Origin of the sequence: Pedobacter sp. R-06 (genome assembly GCF_049913135.1) — a bacterium.
Taxonomy (GTDB): domain Bacteria; phylum Bacteroidota; class Bacteroidia; order Sphingobacteriales; family Sphingobacteriaceae; genus Pedobacter.
The window spans coordinates 6,170,301-6,195,875 of sequence record NZ_CP183977.1 but is presented as its reverse complement, the minus strand read 5'-3'; the positions used below and the strand labels follow the sequence as shown (position 1 = coordinate 6,195,875).

The 25,575-nt window shown below is 38.1% G+C and carries 23 protein-coding genes; 16 read left to right on the top strand and 7 right to left on the bottom strand.

Annotation, left to right across the window (positions count from 1 at the left end; genetic code table 11):
• Together ACN9MR_RS25235 and ACN9MR_RS25230 are read left to right on the top strand one after the other, a co-directional pair.
• Complete coding sequence (locus ACN9MR_RS25235) at positions 1-798, top strand: ABC transporter permease (RefSeq protein WP_426327217.1); 798 nt, start codon at positions 1-3, stop codon at positions 796-798.
• Positions 799-917: 119 nt separating this feature from the next.
• Positions 918-2,486 carry a M28 family metallopeptidase gene (locus tag ACN9MR_RS25230; protein WP_426327216.1) on the top strand — a complete coding sequence of 523 codons (1,569 nt, stop codon included), beginning with the start codon at positions 918-920 and terminating at the stop codon, positions 2,484-2,486.
• A 100-nt stretch (positions 2,487-2,586) separates the two neighbouring features.
• Here the strand turns inward: ACN9MR_RS25230 and ACN9MR_RS25225 are convergent, their stop codons facing one another.
• Positions 2,587-2,817 (bottom strand): response regulator transcription factor, encoded by a 231-nt coding sequence (locus ACN9MR_RS25225; protein WP_057931491.1) that lies wholly within the window; start codon positions 2,815-2,817, stop codon positions 2,587-2,589.
• 406 nt (positions 2,818-3,223) lie between these two features.
• On the opposite strand from ACN9MR_RS25225, the gene ACN9MR_RS25220 reads away from it, so the two are divergent.
• The 8 genes from ACN9MR_RS25220 to ACN9MR_RS25185 all read left to right on the top strand — a co-directional run bounded on the left by ACN9MR_RS25220 (position 3,224) and on the right by ACN9MR_RS25185 (position 9,422).
• Positions 3,224-3,673: a hypothetical protein gene (locus ACN9MR_RS25220; RefSeq protein ID WP_426327215.1), complete on the top strand. Its 450-nt coding sequence runs from the start codon at positions 3,224-3,226 to the stop codon at positions 3,671-3,673.
• A gap of 10 nt (positions 3,674-3,683) precedes the next feature.
• The gene (locus tag ACN9MR_RS25215; RefSeq protein WP_426327214.1) at positions 3,684-4,379 is read left to right on the top strand and encodes a hypothetical protein; all 696 of its coding nucleotides are present in this window, start codon (positions 3,684-3,686) and stop codon (positions 4,377-4,379) included.
• A gap of 104 nt (positions 4,380-4,483) precedes the next feature.
• A complete protein-coding gene (locus ACN9MR_RS25210; protein WP_426327213.1) occupies positions 4,484-5,137 on the top strand; it encodes a sensor histidine kinase in 654 nt (217 codons plus the stop codon).
• 4 nt (positions 5,138-5,141) lie between these two features.
• Positions 5,142-5,783: a response regulator gene (locus tag ACN9MR_RS25205; protein ID WP_426327212.1), complete on the top strand. Its 642-nt coding sequence runs from the start codon at positions 5,142-5,144 to the stop codon at positions 5,781-5,783.
• A 219-nt stretch (positions 5,784-6,002) separates the two neighbouring features.
• Positions 6,003-6,380: a BlaI/MecI/CopY family transcriptional regulator gene (locus ACN9MR_RS25200; RefSeq protein WP_029280636.1), complete on the top strand. Its 378-nt coding sequence runs from the start codon at positions 6,003-6,005 to the stop codon at positions 6,378-6,380.
• Positions 6,377-8,365, top strand: coding sequence for a TonB family protein (locus ACN9MR_RS25195; RefSeq protein ID WP_426327211.1), 1,989 nt, complete (start codon positions 6,377-6,379; stop codon positions 8,363-8,365). Before ACN9MR_RS25200 ends, ACN9MR_RS25195 begins: the two co-directional genes overlap by 4 nt.
• A 5-nt stretch (positions 8,366-8,370) precedes the next feature.
• Positions 8,371-8,997, top strand: coding sequence for a TonB-dependent receptor plug domain-containing protein (locus ACN9MR_RS25190; RefSeq protein ID WP_426327210.1), 627 nt, complete (start codon positions 8,371-8,373; stop codon positions 8,995-8,997).
• Between the two features lie 26 nt (positions 8,998-9,023).
• The gene (locus tag ACN9MR_RS25185) at positions 9,024-9,422 is read left to right on the top strand and encodes an energy transducer TonB (RefSeq protein WP_426327209.1); all 399 of its coding nucleotides are present in this window, start codon (positions 9,024-9,026) and stop codon (positions 9,420-9,422) included.
• Between the two features lie 494 nt (positions 9,423-9,916).
• On the opposite strand, the gene ACN9MR_RS25180 is transcribed toward ACN9MR_RS25185, so the two are convergent.
• From ACN9MR_RS25180 to ACN9MR_RS25170, 3 genes are all read right to left on the bottom strand, one after another.
• Complete coding sequence (locus ACN9MR_RS25180) at positions 9,917-10,687, bottom strand: succinate dehydrogenase/fumarate reductase iron-sulfur subunit (protein WP_029278232.1); 771 nt, start codon at positions 10,685-10,687, stop codon at positions 9,917-9,919.
• A gap of 85 nt (positions 10,688-10,772) precedes the next feature.
• Entirely contained in the window at positions 10,773-12,752 is a 1,980-nt protein-coding gene (locus ACN9MR_RS25175; protein WP_426327208.1) for a fumarate reductase/succinate dehydrogenase flavoprotein subunit, read from the bottom strand.
• A gap of 17 nt (positions 12,753-12,769) precedes the next feature.
• The gene (locus ACN9MR_RS25170; protein ID WP_426327207.1) at positions 12,770-13,450 is read right to left on the bottom strand and encodes a succinate dehydrogenase cytochrome b subunit; all 681 of its coding nucleotides are present in this window, start codon (positions 13,448-13,450) and stop codon (positions 12,770-12,772) included.
• Positions 13,451-13,787: 337 nt separating this feature from the next.
• On the opposite strand from ACN9MR_RS25170, the gene ACN9MR_RS25165 reads away from it, so the two are divergent.
• Positions 13,788-14,909, top strand: a complete 1,122-nt coding sequence (locus tag ACN9MR_RS25165; protein ID WP_426327206.1) for a TlpA family protein disulfide reductase — start codon at positions 13,788-13,790, stop codon at positions 14,907-14,909.
• Positions 14,910-14,998: 89 nt separating this feature from the next.
• Here the strand turns inward: ACN9MR_RS25165 and ACN9MR_RS25160 are convergent, their stop codons facing one another.
• On the bottom strand, positions 14,999-15,190 hold the full coding sequence (locus ACN9MR_RS25160) for a cold-shock protein (protein ID WP_010599638.1): 192 nt from the start codon (positions 15,188-15,190) through the stop codon (positions 14,999-15,001).
• Between the two features lie 281 nt (positions 15,191-15,471).
• On the bottom strand, positions 15,472-15,975 hold the full coding sequence (locus tag ACN9MR_RS25155; protein WP_426327205.1) for a hypothetical protein: 504 nt from the start codon (positions 15,973-15,975) through the stop codon (positions 15,472-15,474).
• Between the two features lie 290 nt (positions 15,976-16,265).
• Between ACN9MR_RS25155 and ACN9MR_RS25150 the strand changes: the two genes are divergently transcribed.
• Positions 16,266-16,610 (top strand): four-helix bundle copper-binding protein, encoded by a 345-nt coding sequence (locus ACN9MR_RS25150; protein ID WP_083505280.1) that lies wholly within the window; start codon positions 16,266-16,268, stop codon positions 16,608-16,610.
• Positions 16,611-16,669: 59 nt separating this feature from the next.
• Here the strand turns inward: ACN9MR_RS25150 and ACN9MR_RS25145 are convergent, their stop codons facing one another.
• Positions 16,670-18,217 (bottom strand): trypsin-like peptidase domain-containing protein, encoded by a 1,548-nt coding sequence (locus tag ACN9MR_RS25145; RefSeq protein WP_426327204.1) that lies wholly within the window; start codon positions 18,215-18,217, stop codon positions 16,670-16,672.
• Positions 18,218-18,544: 327 nt separating this feature from the next.
• Between ACN9MR_RS25145 and dapF the strand changes: the two genes are divergently transcribed.
• The 4 genes from dapF (at position 18,545) to ACN9MR_RS25125 (ending at position 25,550) form a co-directional block, all read left to right on the top strand.
• Positions 18,545-19,327, top strand: coding sequence for a diaminopimelate epimerase (gene dapF / locus ACN9MR_RS25140; protein WP_426327203.1), 783 nt, complete (start codon positions 18,545-18,547; stop codon positions 19,325-19,327).
• A 417-nt stretch (positions 19,328-19,744) separates the two neighbouring features.
• Complete coding sequence (locus tag ACN9MR_RS25135; RefSeq protein ID WP_426327202.1) at positions 19,745-20,914, top strand: efflux RND transporter periplasmic adaptor subunit; 1,170 nt, start codon at positions 19,745-19,747, stop codon at positions 20,912-20,914.
• A gap of 48 nt (positions 20,915-20,962) precedes the next feature.
• Positions 20,963-24,139, top strand: coding sequence for an efflux RND transporter permease subunit (locus tag ACN9MR_RS25130; RefSeq protein ID WP_426327201.1), 3,177 nt, complete (start codon positions 20,963-20,965; stop codon positions 24,137-24,139).
• Positions 24,140-24,149: 10 nt separating this feature from the next.
• Positions 24,150-25,550: an efflux transporter outer membrane subunit gene (locus ACN9MR_RS25125; protein ID WP_426327200.1), complete on the top strand. Its 1,401-nt coding sequence runs from the start codon at positions 24,150-24,152 to the stop codon at positions 25,548-25,550.
• Positions 25,551-25,575 lie beyond the last annotated feature (25 nt).

Here is a 25,575-nt window from a genome sequence, read left to right as displayed (position 1 = left end):
ATGCACGCTCTTTATATTTCCTTAGTATCAGAATTTTACAAATCCAGAAAAACCTTAGCTTTCTGGGCAGCTATACTATTACCAGTGATTATATGCGGGTTAATCAGCTTTGGTTTTTATTCCGACGCTGAGAAAATCATCGCCAACCATTATCCTCCAATGATATTATGGGCACATTACAGTGGTGCAGCGCTCGGCGTAATGGGATTTTTGATAATGCCCTTCTATGTTATATTCATGGCCTTTTCAGTCAATAATATCGAACACAAAAACGATACCTGGAAGATGTTGTTTGCCCAACCATTAAATAAATTTTCTATTTATGCGGCAAAATACCTGTATGCTGTGTTGTTAATATTTATCTGCTTATTTTTATTTGCTACACTTACCTACGCCTTTGGTCAATTATTGCAGGTATTGGTACCTAAGCTTAATTTTAATCAATACAACCCATTAAACATTTTAATCAACTCTTACGCTAAATTATTTTTAGCTTCTTTAGGCATCTTATCGCTACAGTTTATATTAAGCTTGCTTTGGGGCGATTTCCTTAAACCAATGGGCATTGGCTTTGTTGGAACTATAATGGGAATTATAACGGCGAATGTTGGCTGGAAATATGCTTATCTTAATCCTTATTCTCTACCCACACTGGCATTAAGAATTACCAAGGTGAAAAAAAATACTGATCCGCTGGATTTCCCAATCTTTACACAAGAAATATGGACAAGTTTGATTTACGCAGTCATACTTTTCATCATCGGCTATTTCATTGTCACCAAAAAGAGCATAAAGTAGTTGCAATCTGTAAATTTCAGGTCCTAAGAATGTGCTCATGTAAAAATCTCATTGGGTAGTAATTTGAAGTGGTTAAAAGTGTATTTTAGATCAAAATCAACCACCAAATTATTCATAAAATGATCAAAAGATTTACAATCACAGCATTGGCCTTTGCCCTGTGCTTTTCAGCTTTTGCACAAGATACTCCTGATGCAGCTGTAGTACAAAAAATAAGAAAGGAAGGCCTGGAAAATTCGAAGGCGATGGATATTGCTTTTAATTTAACTGATGTAAGCGGTCCACGTTTATCAAACTCTCCGGGATTAAAAAAAGCACAGGATTGGGCAGTGAAGCAACTAACCGATTGGGGATTAAAAAATGTACATCTCGAAGCCTGGGGAACTTTCGGTAAAGGCTGGCAGATTGATAAATACTATGCCGCCACCACAGTCCCGTATTACCATGCCATTATTGCCTCTCCTAAAGCATGGACACCTGGTACAAATGGCCCGATCAAATCGCAGGTAATTCTGATCAAGGCCGATAGCGTTGCTGATTTAGCAAAATATAAAGGCAAATTGGCTGGAAAAATCATCATGATGGACCAGGGTACACCACTAGCAAGCGGCCTTAAGCCCGATTTTTCGCGCTATGCCGATACTACCCTGGCGCAGATGGCCGCAGCAAAACTACAGGCTGCAGGCCCAAGGCAACGCCCAACCGGCGGACCAATTGCTGATAGAATGGCGCAAATGATGAAAATGCGTGAAATCCGTGCGGCAATGAATGCCATGCTGGTAGAAGAAAAAGTGGGTTTAATTTTAACTTATGCCCGCGGCGGACAGGGGACATTTTTTACCAGTAACGGCGCTTCTTATGCTTTAGATGCAAAACCTGTATCGCCTGAACTTGAAGTTGCAGCAGAAGATTTCTTGCATATATTGCGTCTTTTACGTGCAGGAAAGCCTGTAGAAGTTGAAGCTGACATCAAAACCTCTTTTTACGACCAGGATCCACAAGGATATAATGTAATTGCCGAAATACCTGGGACCGATAAAAAACTAAAAGACGAAGTGGTAATGATTGGCGGACACTTCGATTCGTGGCATGCGGCAACCGGTGCAACAGATAATGCAGCAGGTTCTACTGTAATGATGGAAGCCATGCGTATTTTAAAAGCAATAGATTTTAAACCAAAGCGCACCATTCGTATTGCACTTTGGAGCTCAGAAGAGCAAGGTTTATTTGGATCAAGAGGTTATGTGGCAAAACATTTTGGCGACCCGAAAACTATGGTATTAACACCAGATCAGAAAAAAATATCAGCTTATTACAACCTCGATAATGGAACAGGAAAAATCCGCGGCGTTTATTTACAGGGCAATGCAGCAGCTGGTCCGATTTTTCAAAGTTGGTTAACTCCTTTTAACGATCTTGGCGCAACCACCATCACCATTAATAACACAGGTGGTACCGATCACCAGGCATTTGATGCCGTAGGCATTCCAGGTTTCCAGTTTATTCAGGATCCTGCCGATTACAATACCCGTACCCACCATAGCAATATGGATACTTATGATAGACTTGTTGAGGATGATTTAAAACAGGCGGCAACCATCATCGCTTCTTTTGTATACAATACTTCGCAGCGTGAGGCACAGATTCCAAGAAAAGAACTACCTGCTCCACAACCGGCAAGGCCCTAAACACAAAATACAACGCATAAACACAAGCCTGCTGATTTGACTTTAGTATCAAATAGCAGGCTTTGCTGTTTAGAATGAGAGGTTATGCGTATTTTAACCCTTATAAGGATAATATTCTTTCTTTAAAGGCCCAAACAATTAATTGATAAGAATTTTTAAGATCGAGCTTTCTTACCATATTTCTTCTGTGCGTATTAACGGTATGCTCGCTGATAAAAAGCATTTCGCCAATTTCTTTACTGTTGTATCCCATCGATAACAGGTGTACAATTTCAACTTCCCTTTCGCTGATCGAACTGTGATTTTCCCGTAGCAGGATATTGTTTATCATTTTTGAAAGAATTAAATGGTTAAATGTTTTCTATATCAATCTTCACATCAAATAGACTTTTTTTGGATAAGTTCAAAATAGTTGTTTTTCTGGGATAGACAGCATTAATATGTTATAACCGCAAATTATTCAGCTGTTATTGTATACCAAAAGTAGTGGTACGGCGCAATTCGATGCTAGCGTAAAACGCCTTAAATTAAAGGGTATTTTTACGGTATCGAAAATTACAAAATAAGGCAGGCGAAAGTTTGTTTTTTTTGATAATTTTATCGTGAAGTTTAGATCCCGCCCCACTTTAACCTAAATCAAACTATATAAAAATTTTCAAACGAGTTGAAATAACGATAAGCATTTAACTAGCTTTCACTAAATCGCTTACTTAGCATTTTAAAACCAAATAAATATTATGATTCAAGATTTTTTAACTAAAGAGGGTAAAGACAATACCATCCCAGTAAGCATTGCCAGCCAAATGACAGCTGCTTTCCGCAAGAGCCAGAACGCAGAAAAGGGCACATTTACAGAAGCGGCATGGTTTTCAGCAGAGCAGATCACAACATTAACAAAAAAGATGACCGACTTAGGAGGGGATGGCATTAGGATTTATTTTGGAAGATATACCAACGATATCATCGATCAGATCAACAAGCTTGATTATGGCGATAAAATCCCTTCAACTTATTCAGAAATGAACACTTTACTCCTTGTGGTTACCAAAACAATTGACGGCAAACCCTGCACCGATTATTTTATTGACAAAGATTACGGCGATCCAATACCACAACCTACTGATCCAGAAAACAGAGCTGAGTTATGTCCACAATTTTGTGATGAAAATAGTAAACTGATGCTGTAATACATTTTCTATGATAGGAAAAATTGCTACACAAATAGACATATTTAGGGCCCTAAAATTTATTGTTCCAACTATTAACTCATATATTGAGCTGCTTTGTCTGGTTTTTGCATTATACTTTTTATCCAAAGACAAATCAACATTTTGGCGGATCACAATTTGGTATATGGCCGTTGTGATGTTGACTGAAATCGTTGGAAGGTACTTTGCGAGAACATACCACACAAATTTATGTATTTACAATATCTATACAATATTTGAAATTTCTTTTATCACTTATGGATTTTATACGTTCATAAAACAATACGCAAACATAAAGCACTGGCTAATTGCAACATATGCAGCAACAATGATAATTTATACAATATTTACTTTGATCTACGGTATAAATGTTTATAATGCTTTTACAATAAGTGTAACATCTGTGGTTTTTGTAATCTATGGCTTATTGTATTTTTATCTGCTCCTGAAAGACGAAAATTATATTGATCTAAAATTTCACCCTGCATTTTGGTGGGTGGGTGGAACATTAATATTTTATTTTGGAAGCACGCTAGCCAATTTTTTCGATGATATAATTCAACAAAAATTTTTAGGAAAATATAACACCCGCTTAATAATCTACACAACACTAAATTTATTTTTATATGGCTTTTGGGCCTATTCATTTATATGCAGAGCTCGTCAACGGAAAATATGTCCTTAATCCTATTGGCATCATTTGTTTTTCTCTTGATGCCAATATTTCTACTACTTTATATCAGGTCTTACAACCGGCATAAAAAGAACCATTTTCTGGAAAAACAGAATATGCAGCAAAAATTTGAGTCCGAAATGCTTCAAGCCAGGGTTGAAGTACAAGATCAAACGATGCAGAGTATAGCCACAGAATTACATGATAATGTTGGCCAGTTGCTCAGTCTTACCACACTCACCTTAAACTCTGTAAATTTAAATGATGGGGAAAAGGCCAGGAAAAAAATCGACAATTCGTTAGCACTCGTTAACAAATCCATTAAAGAATTAAGAGAGTTGGCAAAACTATTGCATGGCGAACAACTGGTAGAAAATGGTATTGGCCACGCCATTGATCAGGAAATTAACTGGTTGAATAAAGCCGGTTCTTACGAATTAAAAATCAATAATCAGTTAATCGATCTGCAAATTACATCGCCCAACAAAGATTTAATCCTTCTTCGTTTATTGCAGGAAATCATCAATAATATTATAAAACATGCCCAGGCTACCTATATCCAAATCGATTCATACCTAACAGGCAATGTTTTACATTTAAGGGTTGCAGAAAATGGGATTGGTTTTAACCCTGAAGAAATTAAATCAAAAAAATCGGGAATGGGATTAAATTCTATTTATAAAAGAATTGAGATGATCAATGGAAAATTAATATTAAATTCGACTCCAGGCGAAGGCACTTCCATTTCAATAGAAGTTCCATACCCTTAATTGTATGCAAGACCAAAGTATCTCTATCGCTATTGTTGATGACCACACGCTTTTCCGTTCCGGATTGGCCAGCCTATTGGAAGAATTCGACGAAATAAATGTCACGTTTGAGGCGGTAAACGGATTAGATCTCCAGTCTAAAATAAACAGCCACAAACACGTTCAACTGGTATTGATGGATATTAATATGCCGGTAATGGACGGTTTTGCAGCAACTAAATGGGTTAAAACCAATCATCCGAATGTACATGTGCTGGCATTAAGTATGCTCGAAGATGAAAAAGCGATTATCGGGATGCTTAAAGCCGGTGCCGGGGGGTATATGCTTAAAGAATCAACCCCATCCGATCTGCTAACAGCTATTAAAGTAATAGTAGACAAGGGTTTCTACGTAAACGAACTGGTATCTGGCAGACTTTTGGTGGCACTGAAAGACAGCGATCAAAAACCAGTATTCTCTGCAAGAGAACTTACATTTTTACAATATTGCAGTACCGAACTTACTTATAAGGAAATTGCAGACCTGATGAATGTTAGTCCACGCACAGTAGATAACTACCGGGAATCCCTTTTTGCGAAATTGAATATTAAATCGCGCACCGGATTAGTAGTGTATGGCATCAAAAACAACCTGATTACGATATAGCACTCATATTCGTAACAAACACACAAATACCTGATTTACAGCGGAATAAATACTTAAATCTAATTACTTTTCTTGAAGTAAAACCTTAAAAGACAGCAAAAATGCATTTTCATTAATTTTTATAATAATTTATTCAATAAAATTTGGATAACTAACTAATTAGTTTTAACTTTAGTTAAGGCAATTAATTTGCTATCATCCTTATTATTATTAACTATTATGGAAATTAAAGATTTAACCAAAGCTGAAGAACAGATTATGCAGGTTTTATGGCAATTGGAAAAAGCATTCGTCAAAGAAGTTATTGATGAGCTACCCCTCCCTAAACCTGCTTACAACACTGTATCAACCATTATTAGAATTTTAGAAACAAAAGGTTTTATTGGTCACGAAGCATTTGGCAAGGCCCACCAATATCACCCCCTCATCAGCAGAGAAGAATATAAACGCCATGCTACAGAAAAACTGTTGGGCAATTACTTCGAGAATTCGGTAGAGAGTATGTTCTCTTTCTTTGTTAAAGAAGAAAAACTGGATTTAAGTGATGTTGATGAAATTTTAAAAATGATTAATAAAATTAAACATAAGCCAAAATGAGTTTTGCCCACTACCTATTACAGGTGAACTTATACTTAATTGTTTTTTTCGGTTTTTACAAATTACTGTTAGATAAGGAGACCTATTTCACTTTAAACCGCATTTATTTAGTATCTGCGGGCGTTTTGTCGTTATGTATACCATTTATCCGTTTAGAATGGCTAACGGAGCAACGAGCGGCACAACAGGTTTATACTTCAGTTAATTGGGAAGCCGTATTGGCACAAGCAACGATTGTAACAGAGCGTAATACCGGTTTTAACTGGGGAAATGCTTTCGTTTACATCTATTGCGCAGGTATTCTGTTCTTCTTAGGTAGATTGGTATTTAACCTATTAGCGGTTAAAAAACTCATCTCAATCAGCAAGGCTGGCTCGGCTTTCTCTTTTTTTGGCAAAAAAGTAATTGATCAGGAATTGCCACAAATGGATGTGATTGATATTCATGAAGAAGCACACATCAAACAATGGCATACAGTGGATATTTTATTTTTCGAAATTTTAGGGATTATCACCTGGTTAAACCCGGTGATTTATCTTTATAAAAAAGCCATTAAAAATATCCATGAGTTTTTAGCTGATGAACTTGCTGCCGAATTTCAGGGTGATAAAGCGGAATATGCCATGTTATTGCTAAGTAAGTCGTTTGGTATTTCACCAAATGCCTTAACAAATGGCTTTTTGGAAAAGTCATTGATCAAAAAAAGAATTTTCATGCTTCATAAAGAGCGGTCTAAAAAGATCGCTATTATGAAGTATGGAATTTTTATTCCGCTATTTGCCCTTCTGATTGTGTTTTCGTCGGCTACTGTCCGCAAAAATGAAAAGTTGTTATCCATTACCGATCAAATCCCTTTGGAAAAACCGATTGAGATTGTTGAGAACATGGTTACAACACCTGAGAAGATAACTACAGCACCTAAAATTTCAGTTGATGGCAAAACAGATGCAAACTGGAAAGGATTTTATCAGTTTTTGTTAAGAAATATTAAATACCCAGGTGCAGCCAGCAGCGATGAGGTACAAGGTAATGCCCAGATAAAGTTTAATCTAAAAGGCGGCAGGGTTACCAATATTACATCGAATGTAGAACTAGGGGCAGGTTGCGATGAAGAAGTGATGAAAGCAATTTTATCGTATAAAGGATTTAAAACTGTGGCAGATGGCAAATATGCTTTAACAGTAAGTTTTAAAATCCCAGAATCTTCAGAAGAGTTTAAGAATAAGTTATTGCCTAAATCGGATGGGTATGTAGATCTGAACAAGATTAACATCATATCTTATCTTCCCAAAACCGCTGAAACAGAAACCAGTTCTATTAAATCTGAAAATACAGATAAAGTGTACGATTTCGTTTCAATCGAGAAACAACCAGAATTTCCGGGCGGTATAGCCAAGTTTTATAAATACCTGGGTAGCAGTATAAAGTATCCAAAAATAGCACAGGAGAATAATGTGCAAGGTAAAGTTTTTCTCAGCTTTGTTGTTGAAAAAGATGGCTCTTTAACAGATGTACAGATCACACGGGGTTTAGGAAGTGGTACCGATGAAGAAGCGATGAGGGTTATAAAAGAATCACCAAAATGGAACCCAGGCATCCAGAATGGCTTGGCCGTAAGGGTAAAATATAACATCAATGTTAATTTCACGCTTAATACAGATCCTCCTAAACCGCTTAGAACACTGGCACAAACTCCTACGGGCATAAGACTTAGAAACGATATCAATTTTAACGGTCTTATCATATTAGATGGAGTTAAAATGGATGAAAACACGCAGTTAAGTGCGCTCAATCCAAACAATATCGAATCTATTGAGGTTTTGAAAGATCAGGCCGCAGTTAGTCTTTATGGACCGAGGGCTAAGGCTGGTGCAATTCTAATTACAAGTAAAAGTTCAAAAAATAGTGCTTACAGGCCGCTTGATGCTCAAGACCTTACTATCGACAGAACTTATAATATTTTCGATCTTAAAAGAAAATTCTAAGCAAAATGAAAAATATAATCGCTTTAACCATAATGATGGGTATTAGTTTAGTCGGTTTTGCACAAAAGCCAGACAGCACAAAAACATCTGGATTTAGGCTTAGAGGAACGCTTATAGCTGGTATCGAACCTATAGTAGTAATTGATGGAAACAAACAGTTTGTAAGAGGAACCACATCATTAAGCGAAATTGATAAGGAAAATATTGAAGCGATTAATATTTTAAAAGATAGTTTGGCTGTTGCGAAATACGGAGCGGATGGATTTGCGGGCGTAATAGAAATTACAACCAAAAATACTACAGGCTCTAACCTGCTTAAGGGCAAACCAATAAAACCTATCGATCTTAATTTAAATGGAAAAGCATCTGGATTTCATATACTTCCACCATCCGATGACCAAACACCTGTTAAGAAGCGATACCTACTAAAAAGAGATTTTGATACCAAAGCAAAGCCACTTTATGTTGTCGATGGGAAAGAAGTCCCTGACCTTAACTTAAATGAAGAATCTATTGAATCAATAGAAGTGCTTAAAGATTCATCTGCAAGATCCTTACACGGAGATAAAGGCAAAAATGGAGTGGTGATTATTACCACCAAAAAACCAAAAGCAACGCCTAAGAAAAACTAAATAATCAACATTTTAATAAAAAAACAATGAGAAAGCTAATCTTTTTAGCCCTAATGGGCATCGCTATGTGCTTAAATCAAGCAAAAGCACAAGACAATCCAGATAAAGTTTATGATTTTACCTCCCTGGAAAAGACACCCGAATATCCTGGTGGAATTAATAAATTTTATGAATTCTTAGGTCGTGAGATTAAGTACCCCGAAGCAGCTAAGAAAAGCAGCACACAGGGCAAAGTATTTGCTTCTTTTGTAGTCGAAAAAAATGGCACTTTAACCGATGTTCAGATCACCAGAAGCCTAACACCAGAAACAGATAAAGAAGCCCTTAGGGTATTGAACAAATCGCCAAGATGGAACCCTGGATTGTTAAATGGAAGACCTGTTCGTGTGAAATACAACATCAATGTTAATTTCACGATAAAATAGATCCGAAATTAGCAATTGGTTTAAACACACAAAACCCCAGCAAAATTGCCGGGGTTTTATGTTTTCTCTCCTGTCTCGGAAGACTAAATTTAGAAAAACTTTAATGTATATGCAAATATTACAGAATAAAATTTCTAAATACGCAAAATTTTAATATGCAAACATAAGATTATTGCAACTTTCGCAAACTTTTATTTCGACCACACTTTGTTGTGCAAGGTTTCGGTTTTAAATTCTAAAGTTTCATATGTTTTCATAACGGCGGGTAAATGTTAAATGTGTATCTGTTTTAATCACGAGCTTGCTAACAAATCATTAAAATTTAATTCACTATTTATTCCTGGTCTATTAACTAGTATTAGCGTAATAATGTGCCTTCAACAGCTATTTTCATCTATTTCATGATCAGTTTGTGGTTCCCTTTAAAACTAAAAAGCCTCCACGTTGTGGAGGCTCAAGAACCCAGCGGTTAAGCTGGGTGCACAGTATACCTTTTAAACGGTTTCTTCTGAAATAAATTTTGCAGATGCAAAATCTCGGTTCATACGAGCGATGTTTTCTAAAGAGATTCCTTTAGGGCATTCGGCTTCGCAAGCACCAGTATTGGTACAGTTACCAAAACCTTCAGCATCCATCTGCGCAACCATGCTCTGCACCCTGCGGTAACGCTCTGGCTGGCCCTGTGGTAACAATGCCAACTGAGAGATCTTAGCTGATACGAATAACATTGCTGAAGCATTTTTACAGGTTGCCACACAAGCACCACAACCAATACAAGCGGCGGCTTCGAAAGCAGCATCTGCCTGCATTTTAGGGATTGGCAGGTTGTTCGCATCTTGCGCATTACCTGTGTTTACCGAAATAAAGCCACCAGCAGCAATAACTCTATCGAATGCAGAACGATCTACGGTTAAATCTTTTACTACCGGAAAAGCTGCTGCCCTCCAAGGCTCAACAACAATAGTATCGCCATCTTTGAAAGAACGCATGTGCAACTGGCAGGTAGTAACCAAGTCTTTTGGTCCGTGCGGACGGCCGTTGATAAACATCGAGCACATTCCGCAGATCCCTTCACGGCAATCGTGATCGAATACTACCGGTTCTTCACCTTTGTTAATTAATTGTTCGTTTAATACATCGAACATCTCCAAAAAAGACATATCCGGTGAAATATCGGCCAATTTATAATCTACCAAAGCACCTTTGGCATTGTTATTTTTTTGACGCCAAACTTTTAGCGTTAAGTTCATATTTCCTGTACTCATGATATTGAGATTTAAGTATCAAGTAACGAGAACCAAGTATCAAGATTTAATTCAAGTCTTGATACTTGATACTTACGTCTTGCTACTATTTATAACTTCTTTGTGCTACTTTAATATTTTCAAACTTCAGCTCTTCTTTGTGAAGTTCGAAGTTTACACCTTCTTTAAATTCCCAAGCGGCTACGTAAGCATAATTTTCATCATCACGTAGTGCTTCACCTTCTTCTGTCTGATACTCTTCACGGAAATGACCACCACAACTTTCGTTACGGTTTAAGGCATCAATACACATCAGCTCGCCCAGTTCGATAAAATCGGCAACACGGCCAGCTTTTTCCAATTCGGTATTTAACTCATCAGCTGTTCCAGGTACACGAACATCGCTCCAGAATTCAGCACGTAAAGCCCTGATTTCCTGAATTGCTTCATTTAAACCTTTTGCATTACGGGCCATACCACATTTTTCCCACATAATGTGACCTAAACGTTTGTGGAAATGATCTACCGACTTAGTTCCTTTAATATTGATCAGTTTATTTAAAATACCAACTGCTCTTTCTTCAGCCTCCACAAAGGCAGGGTGATCAGTAGGGATTGCTTTTACCGAAATCTCTTTTGATAAATAAGCACCTATGGTGTAAGGAAGAACGAAATAACCATCAGCCAGGCCTTGCATCAAAGCAGATGCACCTAAACGGTTGGCACCATGATCTGAGAAGTTAGCCTCACCAGTACAGTATAAACCAGGTACCGACGTCATTAAGTTATAATCAACCCATAAACCACCCATGGTATAGTGAACCGCAGGGTAGATACGCATTGGTGTTTCGTAAGGATTTTCGCCGGTAATCTGCGCATACATATCGAATAGGTTACCATATTTTTCCTTAATTACTGCAGTACCTAGGCGCATACAGGTTTCCTTGTCAGGATTGTGGTTACCCGCTTTAGCAGCTTCGATTTTTCCGTAACGTTCTGTATTGGCTTTAAAATCCAAGTATACTGCTAATTTAGAAGCACCTACTCCATAACCTGCATCGCAACGCTCTTTCGCAGCACGGGAGGCCACATCACGGGGAACTAAGTTACCGAAAGCAGGGTAACGGCGCTCTAAATAATAATCTCTTTCATCTTCAGGAATTTCTGAAGCTTTACGGTTATCATCTTTCTTTTTAGGAACCCAGATACGTCCATCGTTACGTAACGACTCAGACATTAGGGTTAATTTAGATTGGTGATCGCCAGAAACCGGGATACAGGTTGGGTGGATCTGCGTGTAACATGGGTTTGCAAAATAAGCACCTTGTTTGTGCGCTTTCCAGGCAGCAGTAACATTACTACCCATTGCGTTGGTAGAAAGATAGAATACGTTACCGTAACCACCTGTTCCTAGTACTACCGCATGGCCGAAATGACGCTCGATTTCTCCTGTAATTAAGTTACGGGCAATAATACCACGTGCTTTGCCATCGATTTTAACAACCTCAAGCATTTCATGGCGGGTATACATTTCTACTTTACCCATACCAATCTGACGTTCTAAAGCAGAATATGCACCTAATAATAACTGTTGACCAGTTTGACCAGCTGCATAAAAAGTACGTTGTACCTGTGTACCACCGAATGAGCGGTTATCTAACAAGCCACCGTACTCACGTGCCAAAGGCACACCCTGAGCCACACACTGATCTATAATGTTGGCACTTACTTCGGCCAAACGATGCACATTGGCTTCGCGGGCACGGTAATCGCCACCTTTAATCGTATCATAAAAAAGGCGATAAACGCTATCACCATCATTCTGATAGTTTTTTGCTGCATTGATACCACCCTGAGCAGCGATTGAGTGTGCTCTACGTGGTGAATCCTGGAAGCAGAAACATTTTACTTTGTAACCCATCTCGGCCAAAGTAGCGGCTGCTGAAGCACCTGCTAAACCCGAACCTACAATGATTACTTCAATAGTTCTTTTGTTCGATGGGTTAACCAAAGGCACAGAAGACTTATATTTTGTCCATTTGCTGGTTAATTCGCCTTCTGGAATATTTGAATTAATATCTGACATATCTTTTGTGCTAAAAATTATTGAATAAGACCAAAATAAACTGCAATCGGCATGGCTGCGAAAAGGATCGAAATAATAACCGAATACCAAACGCCAGCTCCTTTAATTATACCGTTATATTTTGAGTGGTTCCATCCTAATGTTTGGAATGCCGAAGCAAAACCATGCAATAGGTGGTAGCATAAAGAAAACATAGCCAAAATATATACAGCAACCCTTACCGGATCATGAAATTTTTCTTTCATTACCGCATAAAGATCTTCATGTCCGTTGGCATCAACCGTTGGGATTCCTGTAAAACGGGAAACTACCCAAAAATCTTTCAGGTGAACTACCAGAAAGATCAGCAAAAGCGTACCCAACAAGCCCATAGAACGGCTGTACCATTTACTGTTTGCCTTACCATCGTTTACGGCATATTTAACCGGACGCGCTTTTTGGTTTTCCAACGTTAAACGTAACGCCTGAAAAATGTGCGCAAGCAAACCAATAAACAACACAATCTCGCCAGCCCGGATAATCCAGTTAGTGGCCATAAAATGTGCACCTACGTTAAATGTTAAACCACCGTCGTTAATAAAAATTAAAGCATTAATACCGCAGTGTACAATTAAAAAAAGTATCAGGAACAAACCTGTAATACCCATGATGAATTTCTTCCCTATTGAAGAAGAAAATGCATTTCCGAAACCACTCATTTGATTAGGATTTATATCTAAATTTCTTGCAAAAGTATCTAATTATGAGTTTAATTTATAAACGAATATGACAAAACAACGATAAAACATTTATTTAGAAACATTCTAAAGCATATTCGGAAATAATTGAAAGATTATGAGATTGTTTAGGGTTTTACATACAGAATTCGTCATTGCGAGGCACGAAGCAATCTTAGAAGAAAAGCTGTAATAAGCAAAGCCTTAGGATTGCTTCGTCGTTCCTCCTCGCAATGACGATTTTTAAAAAAAATCTATTTTATTTATACAATCCTGAATAACTAATCTTTTCGTTATATTGCTCTGTCAAATTATTAACATGAAAAAACAGTTCTATTTACTTACTTTATTAGCCGGCCTCTTCACGGCTTGTGACCCAACTCCTGCTACATTTAATCTCGAAACCAAAAACTTTGGTCCAAATGCGGTAATTACCATTCAAAGCGCTGAAAATGGTGAGACACTGAAAGTTGAAAACATCACCAACAACAGCCAGACTTTTAAAATCAATATCCCAATAAAAGGATATGCCACTTTAAGAACTGAAGACGGTAATCACACCGGAGAATATTACTTTTATCTCGATAAAGGCAGTTTCAAAGGTGTTCTCGATGGAAAAAACATTAATTCATATCCTTTAAAAAGCGTTCCAGGCAAGGAGGGTGAACAATTTATAGATTTCTATAAACTAAAAGACAACATGAGTAAAAACCTACTCGACAGTTTGGATATTGCTGAATTGGAATTAGACCAAGCCACAAGAGCCAATATTATGGAACGCGCCAAAGAAGCAGACCGCTGGAGAGAGAAAAAAATCCTGCTCCAATTGGATATTATAAAAGCCTTTGCCAAAAAGTATCCCAGTTCTGCACACACGCTCTTTTTATTGGAACAACTGGGCAGGGCAGATTCGGAACCCAAAAATTATTTATCCATTTTTAACAGTTTAGATAAAGAAATTCAGGAAAGCAAAAAGGGGAAAAAACTTTTAGAAGAGCTTAAACAAGCTAACCAGATGATGGCGGGAAGTAAAATGCCTAATATTGAAGGCGAAAACCCAGATGGGAAAAAGTTCGACCCAGGTATACTTAAAAAGGTAAACTTGATTATATGCTGGACTTCTTATAGTGGTAAAAGCAGAAAAAATAACCAGGTATTAGTTAAACTCTACGAAAAGTATAAAAATAAAGATGTAGAATTTATCGGGGTATCGTTCGATAAAAAAAGAGACTGGTGGGTAAATGTGATCAAGGATGACCACCTTACCTGGCCACAATATTCAGATCTTCAGGGAGCGAAATCGCCTAATGCAAAAAATCTGAGCAATTATAATGTTACTTACTTCTTTTTAGTAGATAAAAAAGGTATTGTATTAACTAACAATGATCTTTCTTTAGATTTTGTTGACGATGAGATCAGCAAAAATTTGGCAGGCAGATAAGTGTGATAATCGGCAATCCAAAAGTTGATTCCAAAAAAAAAGTCCCGATTTGCATCGGGACTTTTTACGATTTATGTGTTTGAGTTTTCTTAAGCTACTTTAACATTTACCGCGTTTAGGCCTTTTCTACCTTCTTCTACATCGTAGTTTACGGTATCATTCTCACGAATGTTATCGATTAAGCCTGAAGCATGAACAAAAATTTCGGCATCGCCATTAGATGGAGTGATAAATCCGAAACCTTTAGTTTCATTAAAAAATTTTACTGTTCCTTGTTGCATTATATTGTATTTTAATTTGCACCAAAGATAGAGTTAAATCCCTATAAATCAATTTTTTATTTTTTATTATATAAATAATTGCTAAATATATTGATAATTTGCCCTTTAAGCCCGATTTAGCGCCCTGATTTAACCAATCATTACCCGATATATTTCCGGGTTTTATCAATAAGGCAGGTTCAAAACAGGCCTTTGCCTCCGCTTTTCTGCCTGAAAAAAGCAAAGACCAACCCGATACATAAATTGCCACCGCAATCGATACTGGCTATCGGGATTTAAATTTAGTTATAAACCAGGCTTTCGCGCTGCTCATAATTTACCACTAGATTTTCGGTAATTTTTACTACTAATGTTTCTTGTTCTTTGCCACTGTAGCTTAAGATTAACAGATCACCAATGATTTCGTGTAAAATTAATTGCGGACTGGTATAAGTGATCGATACCACATGTGCTGCTTTATTTAGCAGATCTGAAGCGTAAATATTTAATTCGGCCCAGTCGAAAAGGATCGGATGACCTTCCAAATCGCTTAAAACTGGTATTTTATGTTCTAAGGCAGCAATGCTGTTCATTACGGAGTACTGAAGTTTTTGGTGTAATGTGTTTGCCTTTTCGCTGGCTTGCTGCATCTGAGAAAAAGTATGCAGGTGCTGATCTAAGCTGTATATTTTTGATCTTTTTTGAAATTCTTTATAAGTATCGTGAAATACCCGTCTTTCAAAATCTGTTCTGCACATGAAATTGAAATATTGTTTTACGCTGAGGTTAATGCTAGCTAAAGCCATAATATTCGGTTTTTGTTGCTGATTCAAATATGGGACAATAAAAAAATTTAATTTATAGCGCATCGGTAAACGCTGATTATCAATCGGTAAATAGCGAAACTAAATCTTGATTATGAAAAACGGATGAATATTGTTTTGAGTACGGAGATTTGGCTGAACAGCCCGTTATTTAAGATATTTTAACATTTCAAGATTTCCTAGAACGAGTCGCCAATTTCATTTTTTTAAAACACTTTAATTTACAGCAGGTTATTAATATACGAAATAGATATAACCAAAACTTTTACGATATGGAAACGAGAAACAACCATGGTTTAATCCAGGCTTTACTAGATTGCGCGCTGGCTTGCGAGCATTGTGCATCGTCATGCTTAAAAGAAGAAGACATCAACATGATGATTGACTGCATTAAACTAGATAGGGATTGCGCAGATATCTGTACCCAAGCGGCCAGGTTATTGCAAAGAGATTCAATTATCGGGCATCAATATTTATTGCTCTGTGAAGAAATATGCAGGCTTTGTGCAGCCGAATGTAGCAAACACGATCATGAACATTGCAGACAATGTGCTGTTGCATGCGAGGAATGTGCAGATGCCTGCCATGCCAATCACGAACCGATTCATCAGGATTAAAAAAAAAGCGTCCCGATTTAAAATCGGGACGCTTTTAAAACTATTTTTTATCAGATCAATTACTGCGCCGGGAAGCTATAGTTATAAGAACCCTGCTCGCCAACACCAGAAATACTCACCATGTTGTTTCTGCCTAAAGGCAATGCTTTTTGAACATCAGCTACAGAATTTACAGGCTGACCATTCACTTTAGTAATGATTAACCCCTTTTCAACACCAATATTATCAAATGCTTTTCCTGTGGTTACAGAGGTTACTACAACGCCACTATTAATACCATATTTCGATTTCTGTGCTTGAGTAGCAGGAGCAAAAGTTGCACCTAATTTCGAAACTTCAGCGCCTTTGCCCGTTGCATTTTTAGCAGTTAAACCAACACTGGCTTCGCCTTTTAACGTTACGGTATAATCTTTAAGTGCTCCATCTCTCAATACCGTTAACTTAACCTTATCACCTGGATTTAAACGGCCAACTCTTTCCTGAAGATCTGGAGAATCGTTGATCACAACTCCATCAACTTTTTTGATTACATCACCTGATTTAATGCCCGCTGCTGCAGCACCGCCGCCGGCAACTACATCATTCACATATAAACCGCTTATTTCGTTAGTCTTAATACCTTCAGGTTTTTCCTCACCGCTTAAGGGTACAAAGTTAACGCCAATATAACCACGTTTAACTGAGCCATATTTCATAAAATCATCAACAATTTTACGGGCAAGATTAACTGGAATTGCAAATCCATAACCTTGGTTGTATCCGCTTTGCGATGCGATTGCCGAATTGATACCTACCAATTCGCCATTTGCGTTTACAAGGGCACCACCACTGTTACCTGGATTAATGGCAGCATCGGTTTGGATAAATGATTCGATACTGGTATTTGCCGGACGATCTGGTCTTTTACCAGTACGTTGGTACTCGCGATATTCCTCTTCTGTAATTTCATTGCCTTGTTGCTCGCGGCCAATAATACCAATACTGCGGTTTTTCGCACTTACAATACCTGCTGTTACTGTAGTATTCAGATCTAATGGGAAACCAACCGCTAAAACCCATTCGCCAACCTGTACATTATCTGAGTTACCCATTTTCACTACAGGTAAGCCAGTTGCACTTACTTTAATTAAAGCTAAATCGGTATTCGGATCGCGGCCAATTACTTTTGCCTCTACTTTACGCCTGTCTGTTAAAACCACCTCTACCTTCTCTGCATTTTCTACCACGTGGTTATTGGTTACGATATAACCATCCTGACTGATAATTACACCGGAACCCGATGCCGCTCTAGGCTGACGTTGCATTTGACGGCCACCGCCACCAAAGAAATCTTCCATCATATCAAATGGAGAAGAACTTCTGCCACCGCTTTGTGCCGCATATGTAGTTTTAATGTGAACTACACCAGGCGCAACAGCTGCTGCCGCCTGCGTAAAATCTGCTGTTCCCGCTGATGAAATTTTAAGTGGATTATTTGCGAAGTACAAGTTCTGTTTTTCAGTAATGGTGCTGCCAGTCTGGTTACGTTCAAATATCTTGTAACCTCCTATTGCTGCTGCCCCACCTATAAAAGCAGCCAACACGGTAATTCCTAATATCTTTTTCATGTGTTATATGTGTTTATATTTATATGTATTTTAAAGCCATGATTATTATAAGCTGATTTGCTAGCTAATTGTTTGGTTAGCTTATAATATTCATTTGTTAAATATTATTATTTGCTAGAACATTTTTCACTTTGATTTAAGCAGAATGCTCAGGCAGTTTTTATCTGCTCAAATTTTCTTTCGTAAGTTTATTCAAATTTAATACCATATAAACGATATTTGTATCCTCAAAGCACTTAGTTTTGTGTTAAAAAATGTTAAATTAAAAAACACAAATTGCTAATTACCTTTTGCAACTCAAATATTGCATTAAAAAATGAAGCTTTCATGAAAATTAATTTCTTTAAATACCAAGGCGCAGGCAATGATTTTATTTTAATAGACCACACCATGAGTCCGTTAAAAAATATTGATAATCAATTAGTTGAACAACTATGCCATAGAAGATTTGGCATTGGTGCCGATGGATTAATGTTTATAACCAAACATGAAGATTATGATTTCGAGATGCATTATTTTAACGCTGATGGCAAGCTGGGCAGCATGTGCGGAAACGGTGGCAGATGCATTGTTGCTTTTGCCAAACAGCTCGGAATTATCGACCGCGAAACAAACTTTTTGGCAGTAGATGGCCCACATTATGCCAGAATTTCAGAAAATGGCGAATGGGTTGACTTACAAATGATTGATGTAGACACCATTACCAAAGATGGCGAGGCTTATGTATTGAACACTGGCTCGCCGCATTATGTTGCTCTGCAAAGTGATTTAAAAGACTTTGATGTTTTTACTGAAGGGAAAAACATTCGCTACAATGGAACTTATGCAGAAAAAGGTATAAATGTAAACTTTGTAGAAGATAAAGGCGATCATTTATTTGTGCGTACCTACGAGCGCGGTGTTGAAGATGAAACTTATGCCTGTGGTACCGGGGTAACAGCGGTAGCCATGGCCATGGCAAAACACAAAGAACAAACCGGTCATATTAAAACCGCCATTAAAGTTTTAGGTGGCGATATTAAAATAGAATTCGATTACGATGGTAAAAAATTTACCAATGTATTTTTATGTGGCCCGGCCAAATTGGTTTTTGAGGGCGAAGTAGAGTAATCTTCTTTTTTAACCTCATAGATTTTAAAACCTGCGAGGTTTAAATCCTATCTGAACATCTCGTGTAAAACAGACACCATCCATGTGTTTTGTTTACTCAAATACGCAACATTTATTCTAAAAAATCGTATATTTCCTTTGAATTTAACAGCTTTTAACATCTGTCGCAAGATATTTACACACTGTTTTTCATGCTAAAAATTACGATAATACAATATATAACAGTACTTTAAAGGAAGTCAGACATGTTTTCAACCGTAAAATAAATCAATCGATTGATTAAATGACAGAATTCGGACAGACTTATTTTTTTTTAGGCTCTATTTTTGGGCATTTATCGGCGAAAATCGAAGTCCTGTATTTTTTTGACAACGCCCTTAATTCCGGAAATTTAAATTTAAACACACAGAAATACCCATGAGAAAAGTAACAACTCTCTTTTTTAGCGTGAGCATTGGTATGCTTTTAGCGTCCTGCGGAAATAACGATGCAGCAAAAAAAGCTGCCGCTGCAGCAGCAGCTGGTCCACAAGCTTACCCTGTTTTTACAGTAAACACACAAAATACAACATTAGATTCTGATTACCCAGCAACAATTGAAGGTATTCAAAACATCGATATCCGTCCGAAAGTTGATGGTTTTATCGAAAAAATATTGGTGGATGAAGGTGCGGTAGTTAAAAAAGGTCAATTGCTTTTCACCATTAATGCACCACAGTACGAGCAACAGGTTAGAACAGCAAGAGCAGCAATTAGCAGTGCTGAAGCTGATGTAAATGCTGCTCAGCTAACGGTAAACAAAACCAAACCTCTTGTAGAGAAAGATATTATCAGCAAATACGATCTGGATGCAGCGCAGCTAACGCTTCAAAGCAGGAAAGCTGCATTGGCACAAGCAAAAGCAGAATTGGTAAATGCACAGGTTAATTTAGGTTATACTTCAATTACCAGTCCTGTTGATGGTGTAGTTGGCAGTATCCCTTTTAGGAATGGAAGTTTGGTAAGCAGCAGCAGCACACAGCCATTAACTACTGTTTCTAATACCTCTAAAGTTTATGCATACTTTTCGTTAAACGAGAAACAGCTTTTAGATTTTTCTAATACCTACAAAGGCAATACACTTGCACAGCAAATGAAAAACATTCCTCCGGTGAGTTTAGTTCTTGCCGATGGAACAATCTATGCTCAGAACGGCAAAATTGAATCGATCAATGGACAGATAAACACCAGTACCGGATCGGCAAGTTTAAGGGCAACATTTCCAAACCCGGTTTTCTTATTAAAAAACGGGGCAAGTGCATCAGTCAGAATTCCTCAGCATGTTGAAAATGCAATTTTAGTCCCTCAAAAATCAACTATCGATTTACAGGGCAAGAAATTCGTCTACGTTTTAGGCGATTCGGCTAAGGTAATCAATACCCAAATTGAAGTGATGGAATTAGCCAAAGGTAATTTTTACGTGGTTACCAAAGGACTTAAAGCAGGTGATAAAGTTATTTTAGAAGGCTTTCAATCATTAAAAGACGGGACTAAAATTAAGCCTGAGGTAAAAAATACCGATTCAGTTTATGCTGAAATAAAAAAATAACAATATAGTCAGTGCAATCACACTATAGCAGTGTAATCCATATTAATTATGTTTAAGAAATTTATAGACAGGCCCGTTTTATCAACAGTTATATCGATTATAATTGTAATATTAGGTGTATTAGGCCTCGTAACTTTACCCATCTCGCAATATCCGGAAATTGCACCGCCAACCGTTCAGGTATCGGCGTCGTACCAGGGGGCAAATGCCGACGTGGTAATGAGTAGTGTTGTTGTTCCGCTGGAAGAGCAGATAAACGGTGTGGAAGACATGACTTACATGACTTCTAGCGCAAGTAACGATGGTACCGCAACCATTACCGTTAACTTTAAATTGGGCACAAATGCCGATTTAGCTGCGGTTAACGTACAAAACCGTGTAGCCAGGGCTACCAGTTTATTACCTGCAGAGGTAACCAGATCGGGTGTAATTACAGCAAAAAGACAAGCGAGTAACTTACTTATTTTTGCCATTTACAGTGATGATCCATCATACGATCAGAAGTTTTTACAGAATTATGCCAACATTAACATCATACCCGAAATTAAAAGGATTAGCGGTGTGGGTGATGCAAGTGCATTTGGTACTTTAGATTATACCATGCGTATCTGGCTTAAGCCAGAAGTAATGGCTGTTTATGGGCTGGTACCGAACGATGTAAGTGTAGCCTTGGCAGAGCAAAACATCGAAGCTGCACCAGGTCAGTTTGGTGAGCAGGGAAATCAGGCTTTTCAATACACGTTAAAATATAGTGGCCGTTTAAAAACGGAAACTGAATTTAGCAACATCATTATTAAGGCGGATGCAAACGGACAGATTCTCCGCTTAAAAGATGTGGCCAGGATAGAACTTGGTGCACAAAGTTATGCCAGTTATGTAAAGTTTAACGGTAAACCGGCTTTAGGTATCGCCATTAGCCAAACAGCGGGCTCGAATGCGAAAGAAGTAATCGAAAATTCGATCAAAACTTTAGATAAAGCAGCAACTTCGTTCCCTAAAGGCATTCATTACGAAACGGTTGTTAACGTAAATAACTTCCTGGATGCCTCAATCGAAAAGGTAATCCATACCTTGATCGAAGCATTTATTTTAGTGTTCCTGGTGGTATTTATTTTCTTACAGGATTTCCGTTCAACTTTAATTCCGGCAATCAGTGTTCCGGTGGCTATTATCGGTACCTTCTTCTTCCTGAGTCTGTTCGGTTTTACCATTAACCTGTTAACCTTATTTGCATTGGTACTGGCCATTGGTATTGTGGTAGATGATGCCATTGTGGTGGTTGAGGCCGTTCATGCCAAGCTCGATGCCGGTTACAAAGACCCTAAAAAGGCAACGAAAGATGCGATGGATGATATTAGTGGTGCGATTATTTCGATTACTCTGGTAATGGCAGCGGTATTTATCCCGGTAAGTTTTATCCAGGGTTCGTCTGGTGTATTTTATAAACAATTCGGTTTAACACTTGCCATCGCGATTATTTTATCAGCAATCAACGCCTTAACATTAAGTCCGGCACTATGTGCAATGTTCTTAAAACCACACGCAGAAGATCACGAAAAAAGTAAAAATTTCTTACAACGTTTTTATACTGCTTTCAATACTTCGTTTGATGCCGTAACGCAAAAATATAAACGCTCTGTTGGTTTCCTGGGTAAAAAAAGATGGCTTGCGGGTTTAGGAATTGCCGTTTTCGCAGTGGTGTTAGTGTGGATTATGAATACTACGCCTAAAGGTTTCGTGCCAAACGAAGATTTAGGAACAGTTTTCTCTGATATTTCACTACCACCTTCTACTTCACAGGAAGAAACCGATAAAATTATTGTAAAAATTAATGATATTGTAAGCAAGGTACCAGAGGTAGAGGCTACATTTCGGGTTGTTGGCCGAAGTTTGATCAGTGGTTCGGGTAGTTCTTACGGTATGGTTATCGCAAGGCTAAAACCATGGGATCAACGTAAGCGCGATGTTAAAGCCATTATTGGTGAATTATTTGCAAAAGCATCCAGCATTAAGGGCGCGAAGGTAATTTTCTTTGCTCCGCCCACTATTCAGGGTTTTGGTACCGGTGGTGGTTTCGAATTCCAGTTGCAGGATAAAACTGGTGGCGACATTAAAAAGTTCAACGAAGTGGGTAATGCATTTTTGGCCGCATTGAGTAAACGTCCTGAAATTCAATATGCTTCAACCTCCTTCAACCCAAATTTCCCGCAATATCAGATTGATGTAAATGTGGCAAAAGTTAAGCAAGCTGGCTTAACGGTTAGCGATGTGCTGGGTGTTTTGCAAGGTTATTATGGTGGTGTTTATGCCTCAAACTTTAATAAATTTGGTAAGCAGTACAGGGTAATGTACCAGGCAGATGCCAAGTACCGTGCTAATCAGCAAAGTTTAACCAGCATTTATGTGCGTAACTCGAGCGGTACAATGGCTCCTATTTCTGAGTTCATTACTTTAGAAAAAGTTTACGGGCCACAGGCCATTTCACGTTTCAACTTGTACACCTCAATTGCGGTTACGGGTAACCCGAATGCAGGATTTAGTTCTGGCGACGCCATTAAGGCCATTCAGGAAGAAGCAGCAATCCACCTTCCAACAGGTTATGGATATGAGTTCTCTGGTCTATCGCGTGAAGAAGTAAGCAGTGGCAGTCAGACAATTTTTATCTTCCTGCTTTGCGTAATCTTTGTGTACTTCCTGCTTTCGGCTCAGTACGAAAGTTACATCTTACCATTAGCGGTATTGTTTTCACTACCGATCGGTTTAGCTGGGGTATTTATCTTCGATAAAATCTTTGGTGTAGATAATAATATTTATACACAGATTACCTTGATCATGCTTGTGGGGCTACTTGCAAAGAATGCCATTTTAATTGTAGAGTATGCGGTAGACAGGCGACGAAAGGGAATGAGTATTATTAACTCGGCTATTGATGGTGCAACTGCCCGTTTACGTCCGATCTTGATGACCTCTTTTGCTTTTATCCTTGGTTTATTACCTCTAATGTTGTCATCAGGTGTTGGTGCAGCAGGTAATACCTCAATTGGTACAGGAGCTGTAGGCGGTATGTTAATCGGTACTATATTCGGCGTATTTGTAATCCCTGCTTTGTTCATTATTTTCCAAACCTTACAGGAAAAAATAAGTAACAAATCTCCTTTTGAGGAAGGCATTGATCGCGAACAAACAGAAGAAGAGTATGAGCTAGCGGTTAACCGTCCACATTAATTTTAAAACCATGAAATTTAGATATAAGCATTCCATTTTAATCGGTGTAGCCATCCTCAGCCTAAGCGCCTGCGTAACTAAAAAATACGAGCGTCCACAGCTTAAGAGCGAAGGTTTATACCGTGATAACAATACAACAGACACCACTACTATTGCAGATCTGCAATGGAAAACGTTGTTTTCAGATACCACTTTAAAATCGCTGATCCAGCAGGGGATAAATGAGAATTTAGATTTGAAACAAGCGATTGAGCGCATTAAAATTGCAGAAGCCACTTTAATTCAAAGCCGTGGGGCATTATTGCCAAGCTTACAGGCAGATGTAAACGTAACGGATAATAAACAATCGCAGGCCTCCTTAAACTTTCCTCCTGGGATTAATATTAATTTAGAAACCCAAACCTATAAAGCACAGTTGAGCACCAGTTGGGAAGCTGACATTTGGGGAAAATTAAGCAGTGCAAAACGCGGCGCTTATGCTACTTTATTACAAAGTGATGCGGCAAAACGCGCTGTTCAAACACAGTTAATTGCAACCATTGCCAACAATTATTATACTTTGCTGGCGCTTGACAAACAATTGGCCATTACCGAGGAAACCATTAAAGTGAGGACCAAGGATGTGGAAACCATGAAAGAGCTTAAACAAGGTGCTGTAGTTAATGGCGCAGCAGTTGTACAAAGCGAGGCCAATTTATATGCTGCACAAGTTACCTTGCCTGATTTAAAAAGAAGCATTAAAGAGGCTGAAAATGCACTAAGTGTCTTGGTTGCTAAAGCGCCAAATGCGATTAACCGCACTACCTTAGATCAGCAGACCCCTTATGCTAACCTACAAACCGGCGTTTCTGCACAATTGTTAAAAAACCGCCCGGATGTGATCGCTGCTGAATTTGGCTTCAGATCGGCTTTCGAAAACACCAACGTAGCTAAAGCTTATTTTTATCCTGCCTTAACCATTACCGCAACAGGTGGCTTATCAAGTTTACAATTACAGGATTTCTTTAGCAAATCTATCTTCTATAATCTGGTAGGCGGTTTAACGCAGCCAATTTTTGCAAAAGGGGCAAACAAAGCACGCTTAAAAACTGCTGAAGCAAATCAACAGATTGCTTTTTACAACTTTCAACAAACGCTGTTAACCGGCGGACAGGAAGTATCGAATGCTTTGTACGCTTATCAAACAGCTTCAGAAAAAGAAGCAACACGAGCAAAACAGATCGCCTCGTTAACCAAAGCAGTAGATTTTACCAAAGAATTGTTGCGCTACAGTTCGGCAACAAACTATACTGACGTTTTGACTTCAGAACAAAGTTTGTTAACGGCACAATTAAGTGGCATTAACGATCGATTACAAAAACTACAATCGGTGGTAAACCTATACCGTGCATTAGGCGGTGGCTGGAAATAAACAATAATTAACAAGTTTTTAAGGC

Bases quoted from the DNA above. Each gene is read 5' to 3' on its own strand.
- ACN9MR_RS25235 (WP_426327217.1), top strand. From the start codon at position 1: ATGCACGCTCTTTATATTTCCTTAGTATCAGAATTTTACAAATCCAGA.
- ACN9MR_RS25230 (WP_426327216.1), top strand. From the start codon at position 918: ATGATCAAAAGATTTACAATCACAGCATTGGCCTTTGCCCTGTGCTTT.
- ACN9MR_RS25225 (WP_057931491.1), bottom strand. From the start codon at position 2,817: ATGATAAACAATATCCTGCTACGGGAAAATCACAGTTCGATCAGCGAA.
- ACN9MR_RS25220 (WP_426327215.1), top strand. From the start codon at position 3,224: ATGATTCAAGATTTTTTAACTAAAGAGGGTAAAGACAATACCATCCCA.
- ACN9MR_RS25215 (WP_426327214.1), top strand. From the start codon at position 3,684: ATGATAGGAAAAATTGCTACACAAATAGACATATTTAGGGCCCTAAAA.
- ACN9MR_RS25210 (WP_426327213.1), top strand. From the start codon at position 4,484: ATGCAGCAAAAATTTGAGTCCGAAATGCTTCAAGCCAGGGTTGAAGTA.
- ACN9MR_RS25205 (WP_426327212.1), top strand. From the start codon at position 5,142: ATGCAAGACCAAAGTATCTCTATCGCTATTGTTGATGACCACACGCTT.
- ACN9MR_RS25200 (WP_029280636.1), top strand. From the start codon at position 6,003: ATGGAAATTAAAGATTTAACCAAAGCTGAAGAACAGATTATGCAGGTT.
- ACN9MR_RS25195 (WP_426327211.1), top strand. From the start codon at position 6,377: ATGAGTTTTGCCCACTACCTATTACAGGTGAACTTATACTTAATTGTT.
- ACN9MR_RS25190 (WP_426327210.1), top strand. From the start codon at position 8,371: ATGAAAAATATAATCGCTTTAACCATAATGATGGGTATTAGTTTAGTC.
- ACN9MR_RS25185 (WP_426327209.1), top strand. From the start codon at position 9,024: ATGAGAAAGCTAATCTTTTTAGCCCTAATGGGCATCGCTATGTGCTTA.
- ACN9MR_RS25180 (WP_029278232.1), bottom strand. From the start codon at position 10,687: ATGAGTACAGGAAATATGAACTTAACGCTAAAAGTTTGGCGTCAAAAA.
- ACN9MR_RS25175 (WP_426327208.1), bottom strand. From the start codon at position 12,752: ATGTCAGATATTAATTCAAATATTCCAGAAGGCGAATTAACCAGCAAA.
- ACN9MR_RS25170 (WP_426327207.1), bottom strand. From the start codon at position 13,450: ATGAGTGGTTTCGGAAATGCATTTTCTTCTTCAATAGGGAAGAAATTC.
- ACN9MR_RS25165 (WP_426327206.1), top strand. From the start codon at position 13,788: ATGAAAAAACAGTTCTATTTACTTACTTTATTAGCCGGCCTCTTCACG.
- ACN9MR_RS25160 (WP_010599638.1), bottom strand. From the start codon at position 15,190: ATGCAACAAGGAACAGTAAAATTTTTTAATGAAACTAAAGGTTTCGGA.
- ACN9MR_RS25155 (WP_426327205.1), bottom strand. From the start codon at position 15,975: ATGGCTTTAGCTAGCATTAACCTCAGCGTAAAACAATATTTCAATTTC.
- ACN9MR_RS25150 (WP_083505280.1), top strand. From the start codon at position 16,266: ATGGAAACGAGAAACAACCATGGTTTAATCCAGGCTTTACTAGATTGC.
- ACN9MR_RS25145 (WP_426327204.1), bottom strand. From the start codon at position 18,217: ATGAAAAAGATATTAGGAATTACCGTGTTGGCTGCTTTTATAGGTGGG.
- dapF (WP_426327203.1), top strand. From the start codon at position 18,545: ATGAAAATTAATTTCTTTAAATACCAAGGCGCAGGCAATGATTTTATT.
- ACN9MR_RS25135 (WP_426327202.1), top strand. From the start codon at position 19,745: ATGAGAAAAGTAACAACTCTCTTTTTTAGCGTGAGCATTGGTATGCTT.
- ACN9MR_RS25130 (WP_426327201.1), top strand. From the start codon at position 20,963: ATGTTTAAGAAATTTATAGACAGGCCCGTTTTATCAACAGTTATATCG.
- ACN9MR_RS25125 (WP_426327200.1), top strand. From the start codon at position 24,150: ATGAAATTTAGATATAAGCATTCCATTTTAATCGGTGTAGCCATCCTC.